This window comes from Stenotrophomonas sp. YJH_SMC_46 (genome assembly GCF_059370315.1).
In genome coordinates this window covers 732,932-751,100 of sequence record NZ_JCAFTO010000002.1, presented here as the reverse complement: position 1 = coordinate 751,100, position 18,169 = coordinate 732,932, and the positions used below count along the sequence as shown (strand labels likewise).

20 protein-coding genes are annotated in these 18,169 nt (G+C 67.1%); 6 read left to right on the top strand and 14 right to left on the bottom strand.

Going from position 1 to position 18,169, the window contains the following annotated elements:
* Positions 1 to 7: 7 nt before the first annotated feature.
* Positions 8 to 964 carry a DUF3829 domain-containing protein gene (locus AC5P8C_RS08425; protein ID WP_026347267.1) on the bottom strand — a complete coding sequence of 319 codons (957 nt, stop codon included), beginning with the start codon at positions 962 to 964 and terminating at the stop codon, positions 8 to 10.
* 83 nt (positions 965 to 1,047) lie between these two features.
* On the bottom strand, positions 1,048 to 1,866 hold the full coding sequence (locus AC5P8C_RS08420; RefSeq protein ID WP_019662009.1) for an SDR family oxidoreductase: 819 nt from the start codon (positions 1,864 to 1,866) through the stop codon (positions 1,048 to 1,050).
* Between the two features lie 108 nt (positions 1,867 to 1,974).
* On the opposite strand from AC5P8C_RS08420, the gene AC5P8C_RS08415 reads away from it, so the two are divergent.
* Entirely contained in the window at positions 1,975 to 2,658 is a 684-nt protein-coding gene (locus tag AC5P8C_RS08415; protein ID WP_019338777.1) for a hypothetical protein, read from the top strand.
* Between the two features lie 74 nt (positions 2,659 to 2,732).
* Here the strand turns inward: AC5P8C_RS08415 and AC5P8C_RS08410 are convergent, their stop codons facing one another.
* The 3 genes from AC5P8C_RS08410 to AC5P8C_RS08400 all read right to left on the bottom strand — a co-directional run bounded on the left by AC5P8C_RS08410 (position 2,733) and on the right by AC5P8C_RS08400 (position 4,418).
* A complete protein-coding gene (locus tag AC5P8C_RS08410; RefSeq protein WP_019662010.1) occupies positions 2,733 to 3,095 on the bottom strand; it encodes a DUF4288 domain-containing protein in 363 nt (120 codons plus the stop codon).
* A 157-nt stretch (positions 3,096 to 3,252) separates the two neighbouring features.
* Complete coding sequence (locus tag AC5P8C_RS08405) at positions 3,253 to 3,759, bottom strand: DUF2867 domain-containing protein (RefSeq protein ID WP_262214228.1); 507 nt, start codon at positions 3,757 to 3,759, stop codon at positions 3,253 to 3,255.
* The gene (locus AC5P8C_RS08400; protein WP_019662012.1) at positions 3,756 to 4,418 is read right to left on the bottom strand and encodes a serine/threonine-protein kinase; all 663 of its coding nucleotides are present in this window, start codon (positions 4,416 to 4,418) and stop codon (positions 3,756 to 3,758) included. Before AC5P8C_RS08400 ends, AC5P8C_RS08405 begins: the two co-directional genes overlap by 4 nt.
* Before the next feature lie 85 nt (positions 4,419 to 4,503).
* Between AC5P8C_RS08400 and AC5P8C_RS08395 the strand changes: the two genes are divergently transcribed.
* Positions 4,504 to 6,501, top strand: coding sequence for a VTT domain-containing protein (locus tag AC5P8C_RS08395; RefSeq protein ID WP_279936992.1), 1,998 nt, complete (start codon positions 4,504 to 4,506; stop codon positions 6,499 to 6,501).
* Between the two features lie 175 nt (positions 6,502 to 6,676).
* Here the strand turns inward: AC5P8C_RS08395 and AC5P8C_RS08390 are convergent, their stop codons facing one another.
* From AC5P8C_RS08390 to AC5P8C_RS08380, 3 genes are all read right to left on the bottom strand, one after another.
* Entirely contained in the window at positions 6,677 to 7,255 is a 579-nt protein-coding gene (locus tag AC5P8C_RS08390) for an LON peptidase substrate-binding domain-containing protein (protein ID WP_495218557.1), read from the bottom strand.
* Positions 7,252 to 8,616 carry a UDP-N-acetylmuramate:L-alanyl-gamma-D-glutamyl-meso-diaminopimelate ligase gene (gene mpl, locus AC5P8C_RS08385; protein ID WP_164144701.1) on the bottom strand — a complete coding sequence of 455 codons (1,365 nt, stop codon included), beginning with the start codon at positions 8,614 to 8,616 and terminating at the stop codon, positions 7,252 to 7,254. The genes AC5P8C_RS08390 and mpl overlap by 4 nt, the downstream gene beginning before the upstream one ends.
* Positions 8,617 to 8,946: 330 nt before the next feature.
* The gene (locus AC5P8C_RS08380; RefSeq protein WP_019662016.1) at positions 8,947 to 9,510 is read right to left on the bottom strand and encodes an adenylate kinase; all 564 of its coding nucleotides are present in this window, start codon (positions 9,508 to 9,510) and stop codon (positions 8,947 to 8,949) included.
* Positions 9,511 to 9,646: 136 nt separating this feature from the next.
* Between AC5P8C_RS08380 and AC5P8C_RS08375 the strand changes: the two genes are divergently transcribed.
* The 3 genes from AC5P8C_RS08375 (at position 9,647) to AC5P8C_RS08365 (ending at position 12,376) form a co-directional block, all read left to right on the top strand.
* Complete coding sequence (locus AC5P8C_RS08375; RefSeq protein ID WP_019662017.1) at positions 9,647 to 10,903, top strand: 6-phosphofructokinase; 1,257 nt, start codon at positions 9,647 to 9,649, stop codon at positions 10,901 to 10,903.
* 164 nt (positions 10,904 to 11,067) lie between these two features.
* Positions 11,068 to 11,862, top strand: a complete 795-nt coding sequence (locus AC5P8C_RS08370; RefSeq protein ID WP_495218556.1) for a hypothetical protein — start codon at positions 11,068 to 11,070, stop codon at positions 11,860 to 11,862.
* Positions 11,863 to 11,983: 121 nt separating this feature from the next.
* Positions 11,984 to 12,376 (top strand): DUF488 domain-containing protein, encoded by a 393-nt coding sequence (locus AC5P8C_RS08365; protein ID WP_111098769.1) that lies wholly within the window; start codon positions 11,984 to 11,986, stop codon positions 12,374 to 12,376.
* A 74-nt stretch (positions 12,377 to 12,450) separates the two neighbouring features.
* Here AC5P8C_RS08365 and AC5P8C_RS08360 read toward each other — a convergent pair whose 3' ends face one another.
* Positions 12,451 to 12,954, bottom strand: coding sequence for a hypothetical protein (locus AC5P8C_RS08360; protein WP_233653767.1), 504 nt, complete (start codon positions 12,952 to 12,954; stop codon positions 12,451 to 12,453).
* Positions 12,955 to 13,313: 359 nt separating this feature from the next.
* Here AC5P8C_RS08360 and AC5P8C_RS08355 point away from each other — a divergent pair, with 359 nt between their 5' ends.
* Entirely contained in the window at positions 13,314 to 15,341 is a 2,028-nt protein-coding gene (locus AC5P8C_RS08355) for a sodium-translocating pyrophosphatase (RefSeq protein ID WP_019662021.1), read from the top strand.
* Between the two features lie 43 nt (positions 15,342 to 15,384).
* Here AC5P8C_RS08355 and AC5P8C_RS08350 read toward each other — a convergent pair whose 3' ends face one another.
* From AC5P8C_RS08350 to AC5P8C_RS08330, 5 genes are all read right to left on the bottom strand, one after another.
* Positions 15,385 to 15,690: a hypothetical protein gene (locus tag AC5P8C_RS08350; protein WP_032955541.1), complete on the bottom strand. Its 306-nt coding sequence runs from the start codon at positions 15,688 to 15,690 to the stop codon at positions 15,385 to 15,387.
* A 117-nt stretch (positions 15,691 to 15,807) separates the two neighbouring features.
* Entirely contained in the window at positions 15,808 to 16,527 is a 720-nt protein-coding gene (locus tag AC5P8C_RS08345; protein ID WP_019662023.1) for an energy transducer TonB, read from the bottom strand.
* On the bottom strand, positions 16,524 to 16,949 hold the full coding sequence (gene exbD / locus AC5P8C_RS08340; protein WP_019662024.1) for a TonB system transport protein ExbD: 426 nt from the start codon (positions 16,947 to 16,949) through the stop codon (positions 16,524 to 16,526). Before exbD ends, AC5P8C_RS08345 begins: the two co-directional genes overlap by 4 nt.
* Positions 16,950 to 16,958: 9 nt before the next feature.
* Positions 16,959 to 17,687 (bottom strand): tonB-system energizer ExbB, encoded by a 729-nt coding sequence (gene exbB, locus AC5P8C_RS08335; protein ID WP_026347268.1) that lies wholly within the window; start codon positions 17,685 to 17,687, stop codon positions 16,959 to 16,961.
* Positions 17,674 to 18,141: a YbaN family protein gene (locus AC5P8C_RS08330; protein WP_019662026.1), complete on the bottom strand. Its 468-nt coding sequence runs from the start codon at positions 18,139 to 18,141 to the stop codon at positions 17,674 to 17,676. Before AC5P8C_RS08330 ends, exbB begins: the two co-directional genes overlap by 14 nt.
* Between the last annotated feature and the right edge of the window lie 28 nt (positions 18,142 to 18,169).

The following is an 18,169-nucleotide window of genomic DNA, read 5'->3' as shown; positions in this document are numbered from 1 at the left end:
AATGGGATCAGGGAAGGCGGCCGCTTGCCGCAGCCAGGTCACCATAGGCATCGTTCAGTCGCGACAGGGCGCCAGGGGACGCATACACCCTGGGCCGCATACCAGGCAACAGCACCGCCGGATCCTGCTCGACAATCGGCTGGCCCTTTTCCAATCGCTCGACACGATGCCAAGCTTCACTGACCAAGGTATCGGCGGAAAGCTCGAACAGGCGCCACGCCGCCACATCTTTGCCGATGCCACTGCTCTGCGCTTGCTGGAGCATGGTCTGATACTGCTGCAGTTGGTTGCGTGCAGCTACCAGGTCTGGCGTCGGCCCCCGCAGCGAGCGCACCAGATCACGGCCTTCACCCACGAAACGTAGTGCGTAATAGTCCGTGGACCTTCCCTGATATCCCTCCATCCTCGCCAGCAACTCAGCGCGGTAGGCAAGGTCGTGCTGATGCAGGGCAGCATCCAGCACTTCGTTCGCTGCAAAGTACCTCGCGTAAGCCTGCATCAGGGCAGCGTGCTGGCGGCGCATGCCCGCGCCGCCGTCACGACGGAACTCCTCACGACGATAATAACGATCAACAGGCTCAGCGACGGCCTGCAAGGCCAGCAGCGCCTGATGGTACTGCCGGGCTGCCGCGTCGAAGGGGACGGGGGGCTGCCGCTCCAATGCCTCCGTCACCGCGTTGCCACAGTCGTACTCGACGTCATTGGCACTCCAGCCCGGTCCACGCGGGGCTGTCTCCGTTCCCGTCGGACCCGCGTCAGCGTCCTTCATCCAGCTTGTATATCGTTCAAATCCCCCCCGAACGCTCAGTTCCATCGCATCTCGGCACTTTGCATAGGCGCTGGCTTTGCGTTCGCGCAAGCCAGAGCCAGAGCCAGACCCGACTCCCGCATCGCTGCAGGCCGACAGCAGCAGACAAAGGACGGGAAACACCAGCAGACGGCGACAAGCGGCGGAATGACTCATACGGGACATCCATGTTGTGCAGGGGAGGGACAGTACGGCACCAGCGTTATCCTGACGAGGGCTTCCCCGTTTCAGGAACCAGCTCAATCCAAGAACAGATCCGGCAACAGCGCGCGCGACGGGTCCACCGCATAGCCGGACAGATCGGTGATACCCGCCTGTGCCAGCACGTCATCGTCGATCAGGAACTGGCCATGGAAGCCGGCCGCTTCGCGCACCAGCACCGCGTGTGCGGCATCGGCCATGATCTGTGGCGTGCGGCAGCCAGCCGCATCCACGCCCGGAATCATGTTGATCGCATCGGTGGCGATGACGGTGCGCGGCCACAGCGCATTCACCGCCACGCCCTGCGGGCCGAATTCCGCGGCCAGGCCCAGGGTGACGAAGCTCATGCCCATCTTCGCCAGCGTGTAGCCGGTATGTGCGCCCCACCACTTCGGCTCCAGGCTCGGCGGCGGCGCCAGGGTCAGGATGTGCGGGTTCGGCGCCTGCAGCAGGTACGGCAGGCAGGCCTGCGCGCACAGGAAACTGCCGCGCGCATTGACCTGCTGCATCAGGTCGAAACGCTTCATCGGCGTATCCAGCGTGCCGCGCAACCAGATCGCGCTGGCGTTGTTGATCAGGATGTCGATGCCACCGAAGGTGTCGACCGTGGCCGCCACCGCCGCCTGCACCTGCTCTTCCTCCCGGATGTCGCACTTCAGCGCCAGGCCCTGCCCGCCTGCAGCCGTCACCGCTTCGGCGGCGGTGTGGATGGTGCCCGGCAGCTTCGGATTCGGCACCGACGACTTGGCCGCGATCGCCACGTTGGCCCCGTCGCGCGCGGCGCGCAGTGCGATGGCCAGGCCGATGCCACGCGAGGCACCGGTGATGAAAAGCGTTTTGCCCTGCAGACTGCCCACGTTCCGCACTCCAGCGTATGCAATGAGCCGCTAGTATGCCGCGCCGACGCGGAGTTCACCCGCCCTTGACGATACTCGGGCCTCCAGACAACGCACGAGGTACACGCCATGCGCCGTTCCCGCCTGTTGCTGCCTGCCCTGGGGCTTGCCCTGCTGACTGCCTGCCAGGGCCGTTCGCCGGAACCCGGCAAGGAGCCACCCGCCGGTGACGCGCCCAGCGCGGAGAAGGCCGCCGCCGACGGCAAGATGCGCTGGAGCGAGGCGGTGGTCTGGGATGGCGACCTCAACGCCTGCCGCCAGGGCGAGAACGCGGCCACCCGGGATTGCCTTCGCGACGCGATGCGCGCCGGTGGCGCCAGTGCCGAGGCCATCACCGCCGCCGAGCAGTTGTCCACCGGCGGTGAGTTGGCCTATGTGACCGCGTGGCACGAGAACGAAGGACTGGGCATTGCCACGGTCGAGTATCCGTTCCGCGCCAACACCAATGAAGGTACCCGCCTGGTCGATGCCAGCGGCAAGCGCATCGATGTGGATGCCGTGCAGTTGGACGACACCTTGCGTGCCGACCCCACTGTGCAGGAACTGCTGAAGGCCAACCCGCAAGCCACGCCGTTCGCACCGGCGCAGTCGGCCGGCGCCTCGCCGTTGGAGAATGGTGGCATCCGCCTGCTGTACCGCACACCGCTGCGCGACTGCCACGCCTGCCCGGATGTCGGGCAGTTGCAGATCGCCTACGACTTCGACGCCAAGCGCAACTTCATCGGCCAGCAGGTGGTACCGGCAACGCCGTAAGGCCACCGGCCTCTGTAGAGCCGAGCCATGCTCGGCTCATTGAATGCAGCCGAGCATGGCTCGGCTCTACATTTCTATTCCTGGTACAGCACTGCCACGCCATCACCACGGGCAAGCCGCTTCACCTGATCCAACGTGTCCACCGCCATGACAGAGTACGTGACCTCCACGCCAGAGTGCAGGCGCCCCTCGGCAGAGTCCTGATCAATCGCCACTGATATCAGCTTGCGGATTCCGGCGAAACGATAAAGATACGCCCTACCGTCTTCACCCACCAGGCGGCCGGTCAGATCCTCATACCCGGAAGCAAGTGCTTCTGCATTCTCAAGAGCGTGTTCATCGTTGTCGGCACTGATCAGGTACACGTTCTCATGCACCAGGAACGATTCCTGCCCTTTGCTCTCGTAATAGAAAATGGCGTGTGCGCAGTACCACATGCATCACCTCAATGATTCCCTTGCGGGTTGTCCCTGGCTTGGATGTCGCGAGCCTTCTGCTGCCAGCGGAATCCACATTCATGCAGCACTTGGCAATGAGCCGTTTAGCCGTTAAGCAGCCCGCGGATCACAAACCGCATCCACGCATGGCGTGGATCTACCGGTACAACTGCACCTGCTTTTTCAACAGATGCGGCACGATCAATCGATGCACCGGGGCAACCGGCAGCATGTACGCGCGCCCGAAGGCGTTATGCGTATGCACCACGGTCGCCACTTCCAGCACGTCGCCCTGCCACTGCAGCGCCAGCTGCACGCGAAGATGGCGGTCGTCGTCTTCCAGCACGATGGCATCGTCATCCATCGACTGCAGGGTGAAGATGCCGAGCCGCTGGCCGGGTTGAGGATCTTCAACAACCTGCACTGCACGCAACGAACCCAGATGCTTCATGCCCAGCAGGCGCATGCCGTGGTTGCGCAGCGCCATCAGCCCATCGAACCAGCCGGGAATGGTCGCGGCCATGTCGCGGTAGGCCTGCAGGGCCGAGCGCCCATCGCGACGGGTCGTCGCCTGGCAGGCGTGCACGAAGTCGGCGCCAGCCAGCTGTGGGTGCAAGACGCTGCCCACACTCGGCGGGCTGGTCAACACCTGCACACGGCTCACGGCTTTGGCCCCTGCCCTTCGTTGTCTTCCCAATGCAGGATGCGGCGGGTGACGAAGCGGTAGACCGGCTTGCCGGTAGCAAACCACAGTTCGCGCACCCACGAGGTGCGCTTGAGCAACCGCTTCTCCACCGGCGTAAGCGATTCACGGCAGTACATGCGCTTGTGCTTGAGCAGGTGGCGCAGGTCCTCGCGCGCCAGCAGCCGCATCCAGCGCGAGCGCGGGTTGCCGATCACCGCCAGCTGGAAGTCGATCAGCGCCGGCCGTCCATCTTCAGTGACCAGCCAGTTGGCCTCCTTGGCCAGATCGTTGTGGGCCACGCCGTTGCGATGCAGCTGCTGCAGCAGCCGGCGCGCGGAACGGAACCAGGCCAGGTCGCCGCGCGGTGGGCGCTGGTACATGGCGTCGCCGGCCATGAAGCTGCGATCCAGGTGATGGCCATTCCAGGCCAGCAGCTGCGGCACATCGGCCATGCCGTGAATGTGCTGCAGCGCGCGGGCCTCGCGGCGGGCCAGCCACCATGCAGGCAGCCGCAACCACAGCGGCGTGGCGCCAAGATCACGGCGCACAAAGGGACCATCGGGCCCTTTCACAAGGAGGATCCGGCCGAAGCTGTCGGCCTTCAAAGCATGCGGTTGAGCGTCGGGCGTATGCGGCATGGGCCCATTCTAGGCGATGGCACTGGTTGCAAACGGTCACCAAGCGGCTGGGAACCAGTCACCTTCACGCCCCTATAATCGGGCAATGGACTCTTCATGGATCGACGCCACGCTTGCGTGGATTGCCGCTCACCCCGTGCTGGCGGGTGCCGTTATCTTCCTCATCGCCTTCTGCGATGCGGTGATCATTCTTGGCGCCATCGTGCCGGCGCTGCCACTGCTGTTCGCGGTGGGCGTGTTCATTGGCCTGGGCCAGATCTCCGGGCCGTACGCGGTGGCGGCTGCGGCATTGGGTGCGTTTGCCGGCGATGGCATCAGTTACTGGATCGGCCGCCGCTGGGGCGACCGCCTGCGCGGCGTGTGGCCGTTCAGCCGTTACCCGCAGCTGCTCGACCGCGGCGAAAACCTGTTCCGCCGCAACGCGTTCAAGAGCATTCTGGTGGCACGCTACGTCGGCGCGATCCGGCCATTCGTGCCCGCCATCGCAGGCATGATGAAGATGCCAGCCAGCCGCTATGTACAGGCCAGTGGTATCGCCAGCATTTCATGGGCGGTCCTGTTCCTGGCCCCCGGCTGGATTCTTGGCGAGGCCTATGACGCGGTGGCCGCGGTGGCCGGTCGGCTGGTGGTGGTGGTCGGCCTGCTGGCGGTGATCCTCGGCCTGGTCTGGGCCATCGTGCTGTACGGCTACCGCTGGTCGGCCGCGCGCATGGACAACTGGTTGGCACGCCTGCTGGACTGGTCCAACCGCCACCCCACGCTGGGCCGCTATACCGTCGGCGTGCTTGATCCCAAGCGCCGTGAATCGGTGCCGCTGGCGATGCTGGCGTTGATGCTGCTGGTACTGGGCTGGGGCTGGTTCGCATTGTTGACCGTGGTGGTCGCGCACGGCGAGCCGCTGGCGATCGACCTGCTGGTGCACCAGGCCATGCTGGCGCTGCGTAACCCGCTGGCCGATTACCCGATGGCCGCGCTGGCGTCGCTGGGCGCCTGGCAGGTTCTGCTGCCGGCCACCGCTGCAGCGATGGGCTACCTGATCTGGCGCCGGCGCTGGATGGCGGCCGCCCACTGGCTGGCCGCGCTGGCGTTCGGCCTGGCGCTGACCATGCTGCTCGGCGCTACCGTCGATGTGGTGCGCCCGGTCGACGCCAGCAGCGGCTTCGGCTTCCCGTCGGTGTCGGTGACGATGGCCACCATCACCTTCGGCTTCTTCGCGGTGCTGATCGCCCGCGAGATGCCCGGCCGTACCCGCGTCTGGCCGTACCTGGTGTCGGGCATCGTGGTCAGCCTGATCGGCTTCTCGCGCCTGTACCTGGGTGCGCATTGGCTGAGCGACGTGATCGGCGGCATGCTGTTCGGCACGTTCTGGCTGCTGGTGCTGGGCATCGCCTACCGCCGCCGCTTCAACCGCTCGTTCTGGGTGAAACCGGTGGCCTGGCTGTTCTATGGCGTGTTCGCCGTGGCGGCGATGTGGTACGCGCCGCGCCACATCCCGGTGAAGCTGGAACGCTTCGAGCCGACCCTGCCGGCCCCGCAGGCAATGGACACGCAGGCCTGGTGGCAGCACGACTGGGCCACGCTGCCGGCGCGCCGCAACGAGTTCGACGACGACCAGCGCTGGCCGCTGGACGTGCAGGTGGCCGGTCCGTTGGCACCGCTGCAGGCGCAACTGGAAGCGCGCGGCTGGAAGCGACAGGAGCAGGCCGGCTGGCAGCAGGCGCTGCTGATGCTGGACAAGAACACCGGCGCCGATGACCTGCCGGTGCTGCCGGCGACGCTGGACACCCGCGTGGAAGCGCTGTTGATGGTGCGCCAGGGTGCACATCGCGATGAGCGCTACGTACTGCGCCTGTGGCCAGCCCCTGCACAGTTGCAGCCGGGCAATACGCCACTGTGGCTGGGCAGTGCGCAGACCCTGCGCTACCAGCGCCATTTCGAATGGATCGGCATGTGGCATCCACTGCGCGGCGTCGACCCGGCATTGAACGCGGTGAAGGACGCCGTGCAGGACCTGCCGCAGCGCGAGGATGTGCACAGCGAAACCGGGTTGCCGGTGCTGCGGTTGAAGACCACCACGCCCTGACCGGCACCGGCACGCAGCCACCCACTGTAGAGCCGAGCCCATGCTCGGCTGCCTTCGCGGGATCCATCAAGCCGAGCATAGGCTCGGCTCTACAGTAGATCCACGCCATGCGTGGATGGCATTCCCCGCATACCCCAGCGTGTGCACCAGGGCGCACACCACCCGGGGCAGGCTGTTACGGCATCCAGCCCAGCAACTGCTGCAAACGCTGGTGCGGGTCGTCCAACTGCAGCAGCTGCAACCGCTGCTGCTCGCTCAGCGGCAGCAGCTCGGCCAGCCGCCAGCCGACCCAGCTGGCCTGGTCCAGCAACGCCGGGTTGGCCGGTGCATAGGCCTCGCCGGCCTGTTCGATGATGTGCCCCAGCACCGTGGCCAGCAGGGCATGCTGCGGCCGCAGTTCGTCGTCTGGGTCTTCATCGCACCAGCGCACGTCGGCTACCACCAGCCCGTTGTCACGCACGCGCGTGCGCTCGACATGGAAACGGCGGGTGCCGCGCAGGCGCAACTGCAGCACGCCGTCGGCGCCAACATCGAAGTCTTCGATGCGCACCTGCACGCCGTAGGCGGCCGGCGTTGCCGGGGCTCCCACTTCCTGGCCATCCAGGATCAGGCAGACACCGAAGCCCTCACCACTGCGGCCGCTGTCGCGGACCAGGTCCAGGTAACGGCGTTCGAACACGCGCAGGCCCACCGCTGCACCTGGTACCAGCGTGGTGTGCAGCGGAAACAGCTGCAGTGAACCGTCGACGCTCATCGGGCCTGCAGCGCGGCAAGGAAGCGGCGCGGTGCGCCGTCGAAGCCACCGTTGGACATGAACACCACGTGGTCACCCCTGCGCGCGCTGGCCTGCAATTGCGCCAGCAGCGCGTCGGTATCGGGCACCGCGTGCGCTTGGCCGCGCACTGCGGCGATCACCGCAGCGGCATCCCAGGCCAGTTCCGGGCGATGCAGGAACACCACTTCATCGGCCAGCGCCAGCGAGGGTGCCAGCGCCTGCGCGTGTGCGCCCAGCCGCATCGAATTGCTGCGCGGCTCCATCGCGACCACGATGCGCGCATCGCCCACCTTGGCGCGCAGCCCTTCCAGCGTGGTGGCGATTGCAGTCGGGTGGTGGGCGAAATCGTCGTAGACGGTGATGCCCTCATGGCTGCCGATCACTTCCATGCGGCGCTTGACGCTGCGGAAGCGCGCCAGCGCCGGGATCACCTCGGCCGGCGCAACACCCACCGCATGTGCGGCTGCCAGCGCCGCCAGGCCGTTGAGCACGTTGTGGCGGCCCAGCAACGACCACTGCACATCACCCAGTGCCTGCCCGCAGTGGTGCACGCGGAACGCGCTGCCATCGGCAGCCAGCAGTTCCGCATGCCACTCCAGCGATGGATCGAAGCCGAAGCGCTCAACCGGGGTCCAGCAGCCCATCGCCAGCACTTCGGCCAGATGCTGATCCTCGCCATTGACGATCAGCCGGCCACGCGCCGGCACCGTGCGCACCAGGTGATGGAACTGGCGCTGGATCGCGGCCACGTCCGGGAAGATGTCGGCGTGGTCGTATTCAAGGTTGTTGAGGATGGCCACCAGCGGCCGGTAGTGCACGAACTTGCTGCGCTTGTCGAAGAAGGCGGTGTCGTACTCGTCGGCCTCGACCACGAACTCGCGGCCCTGGCCCAGGCGGGCAGAGACGCCGAAATCCTCGGCGACGCCGCCGATCAGGAAACCGGGAGAACGACCGGCGCTTTCCAGCAGCCAGGTGAGGATGGTGGTGGTGGTGGTCTTGCCATGGGTACCGGCCACGGCCAGCGTGTCGCGGCCCGGCAGCACCTGTTCGGACAGCCACTGCGCACCGGAGATATAGCGCTGGCCGGCGTCGAGCACGGCCTCAACGGCGGCATTGCCGCGCGAGAGTGCGTTGCCGATCACCACCTCGTCGGTGCCCGGTGGCACGCTGTCGGCGCGGTAGCCCTGGTCCAGGGTGATACCCAGCTGCTCGAGCTGGGTGGACATCGGCGGATAGATGGCCTGGTCACTGCCGCTGACCGTATGGCCCAGTTCCCGCGCCAGGGCGGCCACGCCGCCCATGAAGGTGCCGGCGATTGCAAGGATATGTACGCTGCTCATGACCGAGGATTGTGACCGATGACGGCTGTATAGGGCCAATGTCCGATCCGGGGTAAGACAAGTCCTACACAGGATGTGAGGAAACTCCAATCATCTGTCAGGGAAATCCCGATAGCGATGTTCTGTGAACCCGGACACAATTCGAACTGCCAGCCGCAGTACCCGAACCGGTCCTACTCCCCAAGAGGCCATCCCCAAGGGAGCTCATGCTGCGGGGCCCTGAGCAAGCCCTCTGCTGGCGCCTATCAAACGACACAGGCCTGATCCTCACGGACCAGGCCTGTGTTTTTTCTGCGCCCGTGCGGCCGGCAGCACGCCGGCCCCGCCAGGTCAGGCGTTGATCGCCGCCAGGATGCGGGCTTCGATCTCGTCCAGCTCACCGACGCCGTCAACCCGGGCCAGGGTGCCGCGGCCAGCGTAGAAGTCCACCACCGGGGCGGTCTGCTCGTTGTAGACCTGCAGGCGCTGGCGCACCGCTTCCGGGTTGTCATCGGCGCGGCCCTGCTCCTTGGCGCGGCCGGCGATGCGGTCCACCAGCAGTTCGGTGGGCACGTCCAGCTGCACCACCGCGTCCAGCGGCTGGCCGATCTTGGCCAGCAGGCCGTCCATCGCATTGGCCTGGGCCACGTTGCGCGGGTAGCCATCGAGGATGAAGCCCTTGGCGACATCAGCCTGGGTCAGGCGCGACTCCAGCATGCCCAGCAGGATGTCGTCCGACACCAGGTTGCCGGCATCCATCACCGTCTTGGCCTGCTTGCCCAGTTCCGTGCCCGCGGCGATTTCCGCGCGCAGCATGTCACCGGTCGAAATGTGGGCGATCCCCAGCTTTTCCTTCAGGCGCGTCGCCTGTGTCCCCTTGCCCGAACCGGGCGGTCCCAACAGAACCAATCGCATTGACCTGACTCCAACGTGTTGAAAACAAAGAAGGTTCGCGTCCCGGACGGGCCGGTATCGCTGCACCGCAATAGCGCCACTTTACCGCATCCGGGTAATGTCCCTGCAATGTCCTTTCCCCCGAGCAGGTAGACGCATGCGCAACGGTACCCTCCTCTACGCCCAGTCCGGCGGTGTTACTGCGGTCATCAACGCCACGGCGGCGGCGGTGATCGAGCAGGCGCGGGCCAAGGGCATCAAGGTCCTGGCCGCCCGCAACGGCATCCTCGGTGCCCTGCGCGAAGAGCTGATCGACACCAGCAGGGAGAGCGCGGCCGCGATCCGCTCGCTGGCCCATACCCCGGGCGGCGCCTTCGGCTCGTGCCGGGTCAAGCTGAAATCGCTGGACGCCGACCGCGCGCGCTACGACCGGCTGCTGGAGGTGCTGCGCGCGCATGACGTGCGCTGGTTCCTCTACAACGGTGGCAACGACTCGGCCGACACCGCGCTGAAGGTTTCGCAGCTGGCCAAGGCCTCCGGCTACGACCTGACCTGCATCGGCGTGCCCAAGACCATCGACAACGACCTGGCAGTGACCGACACCTGCCCCGGTTTCGGCTCGGCGGCCAAGTACACCGCCGTCTCGGTGCGCGAAGCGGCGCTGGACGTGGCGGCGATGGCCGAGACCTCCACCCGCGTTTTCATCTACGAGGCCATGGGCCGCCACGCCGGCTGGCTGGCCGCGGCCGCCGGCTTGGCCGGCAACGGCGATGACGAGGCGCCGCACATCATCCTGCTGCCCGAACGCGCCTATGACGAGGCGGCGTTCCTGGCCAAGGTCAAGGCCGTGGTCGAGCGCGTCGGCTACTGCGTTGTGGTGGCGTCGGAAGGCATCGCCACCGCCGATGGCCGCTTTGTTGCCGACGCCGGCGGCGGCAAGGATTCATTCGGGCACGCGCAGCTGGGCGGCGTGGCCGCGCATCTGGCCGGCCGGGTCAAGGACCAGCTGGGCATGAAGGTGCATTGGGCCCTGCCCGATTACCTGCAGCGCTCGGCCCGCCATCTGGCCAGCAGGACCGACTGGGAGCAGGCGCAGGCGGTTGGCAAGGCTGCGGTGCAGCTGGCGCTCAAGGGCCAGAACGGCGTGATGCCGGTGATCGTGCGCAGCGGCGACGCGCCCTACCGCTGGAAGATCGAAGCGGCGCCGCTGTCGAAGATTGCCAACCATGAAAAGAAGATGCCCGCCGGCTTCATCCGCCGCGACGGCTTCGGCATCACCGCCAAGGCGCGCGCCTACCTGTCGCCGCTGATCAAGGGCGAAGCGCCGCTTCCGTATGGCACCGATGGCCTGCCGAAGTACGTCACCCTGAAGAACGTGGCGGTGAAGCAGAAGCTGCCGGCCTTCGAAGGCTGAGGTGCACCTGCGCCCTGTGCGGAGCACAGGGCGCATTGCGGAGACCACCGAAGCGCCCCACAATCGGGCTCCGGCCCGGGGCAAAGGGGCCGCCGCAAGCCAGATTCGACGCTGCCCGGCCACGTGGCCCGGGCCTGTGCTGCCATTTCACAAGGACTGTAACCATGAAGCACCCGATCCTGATCGCCGCGCTGCTGTGCGGTGCCGCCGCACCCGCCTTCGCTGCGACCTGCGAAAGCAACTTCCAGAAGAAGGGCAATCCCTTCGTCGGCACGACCTTCACTTCATCGGTCACCCATCCGGACCTGACCGTGGCGAGTGCCATCGGCCAGATGCGGGTGATCGCCAAGAACGCCAACATGGATGTCCTCAGCGAGGACGTGGAAGGCGGCTCGATGCTGATCGAAGAGCCGGAATCCATGGCCCACAAGCCGATCCCGATGATCATCAGCGCCACTTCCGAAGGCGGCCAGGGCACGGTCGGCATGGTGGTGAAGGTCAACAAGGGCGCCATTGCCTCGGCCGACGGCGTGCGCGAAGAAATGTGCAAGCTGCTCAACCAGGTCAAGCCGGGCAAGGCTGGCGAACAGGCAGCCAAGGCCACTCCGCAGGCGTCGGTGGTAACGATTGACGCCGACCGCTTCGGCTTCCAGCTGCGCAACCAGAACAAGGACAACCCGGCCGCGGTCGAGCCGCGCTACAAGGGCAAGACCTACGCCATCACCGGTCGCATCACCACCGTGCTGCGCAGTGGCGGCACCTACAACACCAGCTTCGACCTGCCCAGCGATGGCAGCATCGACTTTGAGCGCGTGGCCATTTCCTGCTCGTTCGCAGCCAACCAGGCCGCGTATGCGCTGGCCCTGCGCCCGCGCGAGAAAGTGACGCTGACCGGCGTGGTCGACAGCTATGACCAGGTGGGACGTGTGTTGTGGTTGAAGGACTGCCGCGGCAACTGATTGCTGCAGGCATGGGGAAAATGCCCGGGTGCGCAGGCGCCCGGGCATTTTCCTTTCCACAGCGGTTCACGCCTGGCGCACGAGCATCGCAGGATGATGGACGCCCCGCCTGGAGATCATCATGGCCTTGCGTGTTGTTCGACTGGGAACGCCACGCCAACCCGGCGAGGGGCTGCGTATCGGTACCGTGCGGCGCCCGCCGCGCGGCGTGCCGCGCAGCGAGTTCGCCCGGCAGGACTGGTACGACGTCTGGTTCCCGACCCTGTCACCCAGCGCGGCACTGGTGAAGCAGGCGCACGAGGCGAAAACGGCCGCCGACTGGAACGCGTTCTTCCGCCACTACAAGGCTGAGATGAAGTCCCCGGATGCGGCCCACGCGCTGGACCTGCTGGCTGCGATGTCGCAGCACAGCGACCTCAGCGTGGGGTGCTACTGCGAGGATGAGGCGCACTGCCACCGCAAGGCGCTTCGCGAGCTGCTGGTGGCGCGCGGGGCGACGCTGGCCGGAGAATGATGGCGCGCCGCAGTAGATCGACGCCATGCGTGGATGCGGCATCGGTGCCGACCAACGGTCGGCACCCACCTGTATCAATTACAGGCCTTGCCTTCCATCTGCAGCTGCGCGGCAAACATCGTCACCTGCGGAATCTGGCCGGCAGCCGCCTGCTTCTTCGCCTCTTCCAGATAGATGCGCGACTGGCCCTGGCCGTCCAGCTCGACCTTGTTGCTCGACGGCAGGCGCCACACCCGCACCACTGCCTGTTGGGCCGGGCACGCCGCGCTCGGCACGCGGATCACATCGTTGAGTTTCCAGCCCTTGTCCGCACTTGGCTGCGCCTTGGTGTAATCGACGAAGCGCGCGCGTGGCTGGCACTGTTCGCTGGTCCGCACCGGCGCAAAGCGATACGGCTCGGCCGCCTGGCCGGTGAAGGCACCTTCCAGGCGCGCGCAGGCCTCGGGGATCTGCCGCAGGGTGTGCACTGCGCCCACTGCCTGGGGAGCGCCCACGGCGCGCTGCAGCTCCGGGGTTTCCGCGGCGAATGCCGGCACGGCCGGGACCAGGGCGGCAAGCATCAACAGGGACAGGCGCATGTGGGATCTCCTACGGGACTGTGCGCAGGCTTGCAGAGACTGGCTTAACGGGGCGCAAAGGCCTGATGGCTCTCGAATCGTGCCCATGGCCCGGCGGCAGGGCCCGCGCGCATGGCGATGCGTTCCGTCTTGGGGCGCCCACAGGATCACGAGGTGCGGCTCGTAGAGGCCAGTCGAGCATGGCTCGACTCTACAAGTGGCGGCACGCATACTGCGGGCACCAGGGAATGCTGAACACCGCCATACGTCGGACGACCGCCAAGGTCGGTACGGGTTGGTTCCAGGCTGCAGCCCGTCGTCCCCCTCGTGGTGCCGTTCATCGCCACTGGATGCCTACATCCATTCTGCGGAGGGGTCTAATGCTGGAACGTCACGGGCTTTCATTGGCGCTGGGCTGCGCCATTCTCGCGATCCTGTTCGGAATCGTCTCGGCGCGCTGGATCCTGCGCCAACCCACCGGCAATGAGCGCATGGTCGCGATCGCCACCGCGATCCAGGAAGGTGCGCGTGCCTACCTCAACCGCCAGTACCTGACCATCGGCATCGCCGGCGTGGTGCTGTTCGTGCTGGTCGGCGTGTTCCTCAGCTGGTATACCGCGATTGGATTCGCGGTCGGCGCGGTGCTGTCCGGCGCCGCCGGCTACATCGGCATGAACGTGTCGGTGCGCGCCAACGTGCGCACCGCGGAGGCTGCGCGCCATGGCATCAGTGCGGCGATGGACGTCGCCTTCCGCGGCGGTGCGATCACCGGCATGCTGGTGGTCGGCCTGGGCCTGCTGGGTGTGGCCGGCTATTACGCACTGCTGCTGCGGATGGGCCTGCCGATGGAACAGGCGCTGCACGCGCTGGTCGGTCTGGCGTTCGGTTCGTCGCTGATCTCGATCTTCGCGCGTCTGGGCGGTGGCATCTTCACCAAGGGCGCCGACGTCGGCGCCGATCTGGTCGGCAAGGTGGAAGCCGGCATTCCCGAGGATGACCCGCGCAACCCGGCGGTGATCGCCGACAACGTCGGTGACAACGTCGGCGACTGCGCCGGCATGGCCGCCGACCTGTTCGAGACCTATGCGGTCACCGTCATCGCAACGATGCTGCTGGGCAGCCTGATGCTGGCCGAGGCGGGCGCCAATGCCGTGCTGTATCCGCTGGTGCTGGGCGGTGTGTCGATCATCGCCTCGATCATCGGTGCGCTGTTCGTCAAGGTGAAGCCTGGCGGCTCGATCATGGGCGCGCTGTACAAGGGCGTGATCGTCTCCGGCGTGCTGGCCGCGATCGCGTTCTACCCGATCACCACCGGGCTGATGAGTGACAACGTACATGGACCGATGCCACTGTACGGCTGCGCGTTGATCGGCCTGGTCCTGACCGGGCTGATCGTGTGGATCACCGAGTACTACACCGGCACTCAGTACAAGCCGGTGCAACACGTGGCGCAGGCCTCGACCACCGGGCACGGCACCAACATCATCGCCGGCCTCGGCATCTCGATGAAGTCCACTGCACTGCCGGTGGTGGCGGTGTGTGCTGCGATCTGGGGTGCGTTCGCGCTGGGTGGCCTGTATGGCATCGCCATCGCCGCCACCGCGATGCTGTCGATGGCTGGCATGATCGTCGCGCTCGATGCCTACGGACCGATCACCGACAACGCCGGCGGCATCGCCGAAATGGCCGAGCTGCCCTCGGAGATCCGCGACATCACCGATCCGCTGGATGCGGTGGGCAATACCACCAAGGCAGTGACCAAGGGCTATGCGATCGGCTCGGCTGCACTGGCCGCACTGGTGCTGTTCGCCGACTACACCCACAACCTGCAGGCCGCCAACCCCGGCCAGGAATTCCGCTTCGACCTCAGCGACCACACGGTGATCATCGGCCTGCTGATCGGGGGCCTGATTCCCTACCTGTTCGGTGCGATGGCGATGGAAGCGGTCGGTCGTGCGGCGGGGGCAGTGGTGGAAGAGGTGCGGCGCCAGTTCCGCGAGATCCCCGGCATCATGCAGGGCACCGGCAAGCCGCAGTACGACAAGGCGGTGGACATGCTGACCCGCTCGGCGATCCGCGAAATGATCGTGCCCTCGCTGCTGCCGGTGGTGGTGCCGGTGGTGGTCGGCCTGCTGCTGGGGCCGCGCGCACTCGGCGGTCTACTCATCGGCACGATCGTAACCGGCCTGTTCGTGGCCATCTCGATGACCACCGGCGGCGGCGCCTGGGACAACGCCAAGAAGTACATCGAGGACGGCCACTTCGGCGGCAAGGGTAGCGAGGCACACAAGGCGGCCGTGACCGGCGACACCGTCGGTGACCCGTACAAGGACACCGCTGGCCCGGCGATCAATCCGCTGATCAAGATCATCAACATCGTGGCGCTGCTGCTGGTGCCTCTGTTGTAGATCCACGCCATGCATGAACCCGTAGCGTCGAGCAGGCTCGACGCTACGGCCGCGACCGCCTCATCCATCGGATGACAAGCAGCACCACGACGATCATCCAGCAGGCGTGGATCGGCCGGTCCCAGCCATCGAAGAGGCTGAGCGGGCTGCCGATGAAAGCGAGCGAAGCCAGCCACGCACACAGTGCGCCGGGCAGCCACGCGCCACGCCAGATGCAGAAGGCGGCGAACACCAGCAAGGGCCAGGCGAAGATGATCGCCGGCGTGAACGGTGCCAGCGAAAGCACGGCCAGGCATGCAGCCAGCAACACGCTGCACCAGGCCAGCACCCGTAACGTCCGTGTCGTCATGCCAACCTCCGCGCGTCCATTGACGGTCGTGCGCGAGCATAACGCCTGCGCGCTGCCTTGAACTCCGGCTCGGGTCAGAGCCCTGTCCTGCGGAAAGGGATCCGACCCCGATGGCGGTCAGCGCCCGCGCAGGAAGAATGACACCGGCACCATCACCTGCACCGGGCCGCCAGGCACCTCGGCCGGCGGCGCCGGGACCGGGCTGGCCCGCTGCACGGTGTCCAGCGTCTCCTGGTCGAGCAACGCGAAGCCGCTGCTGCGGCCCAGCACCACCGCCGAAACCACACCGTCGCGGGCCACGGCAAAACGCACGTAGACCACGCCCTGCTGACGCAGCCGCTCGGCCTGGCGTGGATAGCGCCGGTGCTTCTGCAGATGCCCGAGCAGGCGCCCCTCCCAGGTGGCCTCGGCGCGACTGCGCTCGCCGGCGGTGGTCTGCGGTGCGGTGTAGCGTGCGGCCGCGTCGGCCGCCACCTGCGGCGGTGCGCTGGTCTGCGCGACATTGGCCTCGGCGGTGTCCGGCGAGGGCGTCGGCTCCGGCGTACGCGGCGGTGGCAGGTCACCCTGCGGCTGCACCGGTGCCTTGGGTTGCTCACGCAGGGCCGGTTTCGGCGCCTGTCGCTGCTGTTGCTGTTGCAGCGGCCCAGTGGCAACCTCGCGCGGCGGCACCGGAGGCGCCTGTGCCATCGGCGCCAGCTCCAGCATCAATGCAGCGGGCGGCGCTGCGGCGGCCACCGCCGGTGCGCGCGCCGCCCACCAGCAGGCCACGCTGACCAGCAACGCATGCACCAGCAGCACGATCGCCAGGCTGGTCGCCCAGCGCCGCAGTCCGCTCATCGCGCGCCCTGCTCCAGTCCAACCAGTGCCACCTTCAGGTAGCCCGCCGCACGCAGCGCATCCAGCGTTGCCATCAGTTCACCGTAAGGCACGCGGGTATCGGCACGCAGGAACAGGCGTTGCGAGGTGTCACCGTGGGTGGCTACCTGCAATGCAGCGGCCAGCCCGTCACGCGCCACCGCCTGCTCGCCCACGCGCAGCGACAGATCGGCCTGCACGGTCACATACACCGGCGCCTGTTCGGGCGGCGTGGCACTGGCGCTGCTGGCCGGCAGCTGCACCGGCACTGATACGGTGGCCAGCGGTGCGGCTACCATGAAGATGATCAGCAGCACCAGCATCACATCGATGAAGGGCGTGACGTTGATCTCGTGTGCTTCTTCCGGTGCGTCGTCGCGGTCGGACCCGGTCCTGATCGCCATCGTCGCGCCTCAGTGCACCGCGCGCAGCGGTGCCGCTGCGGCACGCGGCGCGGCACGATCAAGATCGCGCGAAACCAGCTGCTGCACGGCCGCCGACAGATCGCCGAGCAGGCCCCGCAGGCCGGCCAACACGCGGCTGAAATGGTTGTAGACCAGTACCGCGGGAATCGCCGCGACCAGGCCGAGTGCGGTCGCCAGCAAGGCCTCGGCGATGCCGGGCGCAACCACCGCCAGGTGGGTGGTGTTGCTGTGTGCGATGCCGATGAAACTGTTCATGATGCCCCACACCGTGCCGAACAGGCCGACGAAGGGCGCCACCGCGCCGATGCTGGCGAGTACACCGATGCCGCGCCGCTGCACGCGCGCGGTCTCCAGTTCGATGCGGTCCAGGCGCGAGGCGATGCGTTCCTTGATGCCGTCGCGACTATCCAGATCCTGCGACAGGCGCAGTTCGGTGCGGGCGGCGTCCAGCATGGCGAGTGCGGTGCCCTGCTGCAGACTTGCCTCTCCGCTCTGCGGCGGCAGCTGTGCCGACTGCAGCAACAGCGCGCGCGCCGCGCGCAGCTGCCGGGCCTGGCGGGTCAGCTCCCAGCCCTTGGCCAACAGCACGGTCCAGGTGGACAGCGACGCCAGTGCCAGCGCGATCATCACGGCCTTCACCACCACGTCGGCGGCCAGGTACATGCCCCACGGGGTCAATGCGGGGGCGGCCACGGGGGCCAGGTCAGCAGGCAGCATCATCTCGGCTTCCATCAGCATCAGGGGTCGCTGCGCGACTACGGGCCGCGCGCGGATCATTGGCGTCGTCCACTTCCACGACCGGATGGGGCTCCAGCCGGGGGGCCGGTCGGCTCAGCACGTAGCCGGCGCTGACCGCGAAGAACAGGCCCACGCCCAACAGCAGGCGCCAGGACGGATGCGCGCCCCAGCAGAACAGGGCAAAGCCCAGCGCCATGCCGGCACTGGCAAACGCCTTGCCCTTGCGCGATACCGCGCCCTGCTCGCGCCACAACCGCAGCGACGGGCCGTAGCGCGGATGCGCCAACAGGCACTGCTCGAACTTCGGCGAGCTGCGCGCGAAGCAGCCCACGGCCAGGATCAGGAAGATGGTGGTCGGCATCACCGGCAGCAACGCGCCGATCACCCCGAGCCCGACCATCAGCCAGCCCAGCGCGAACCAGAGCCAGCGCATCAGCGCTGCACCTGTGGGCGCGCGCCGC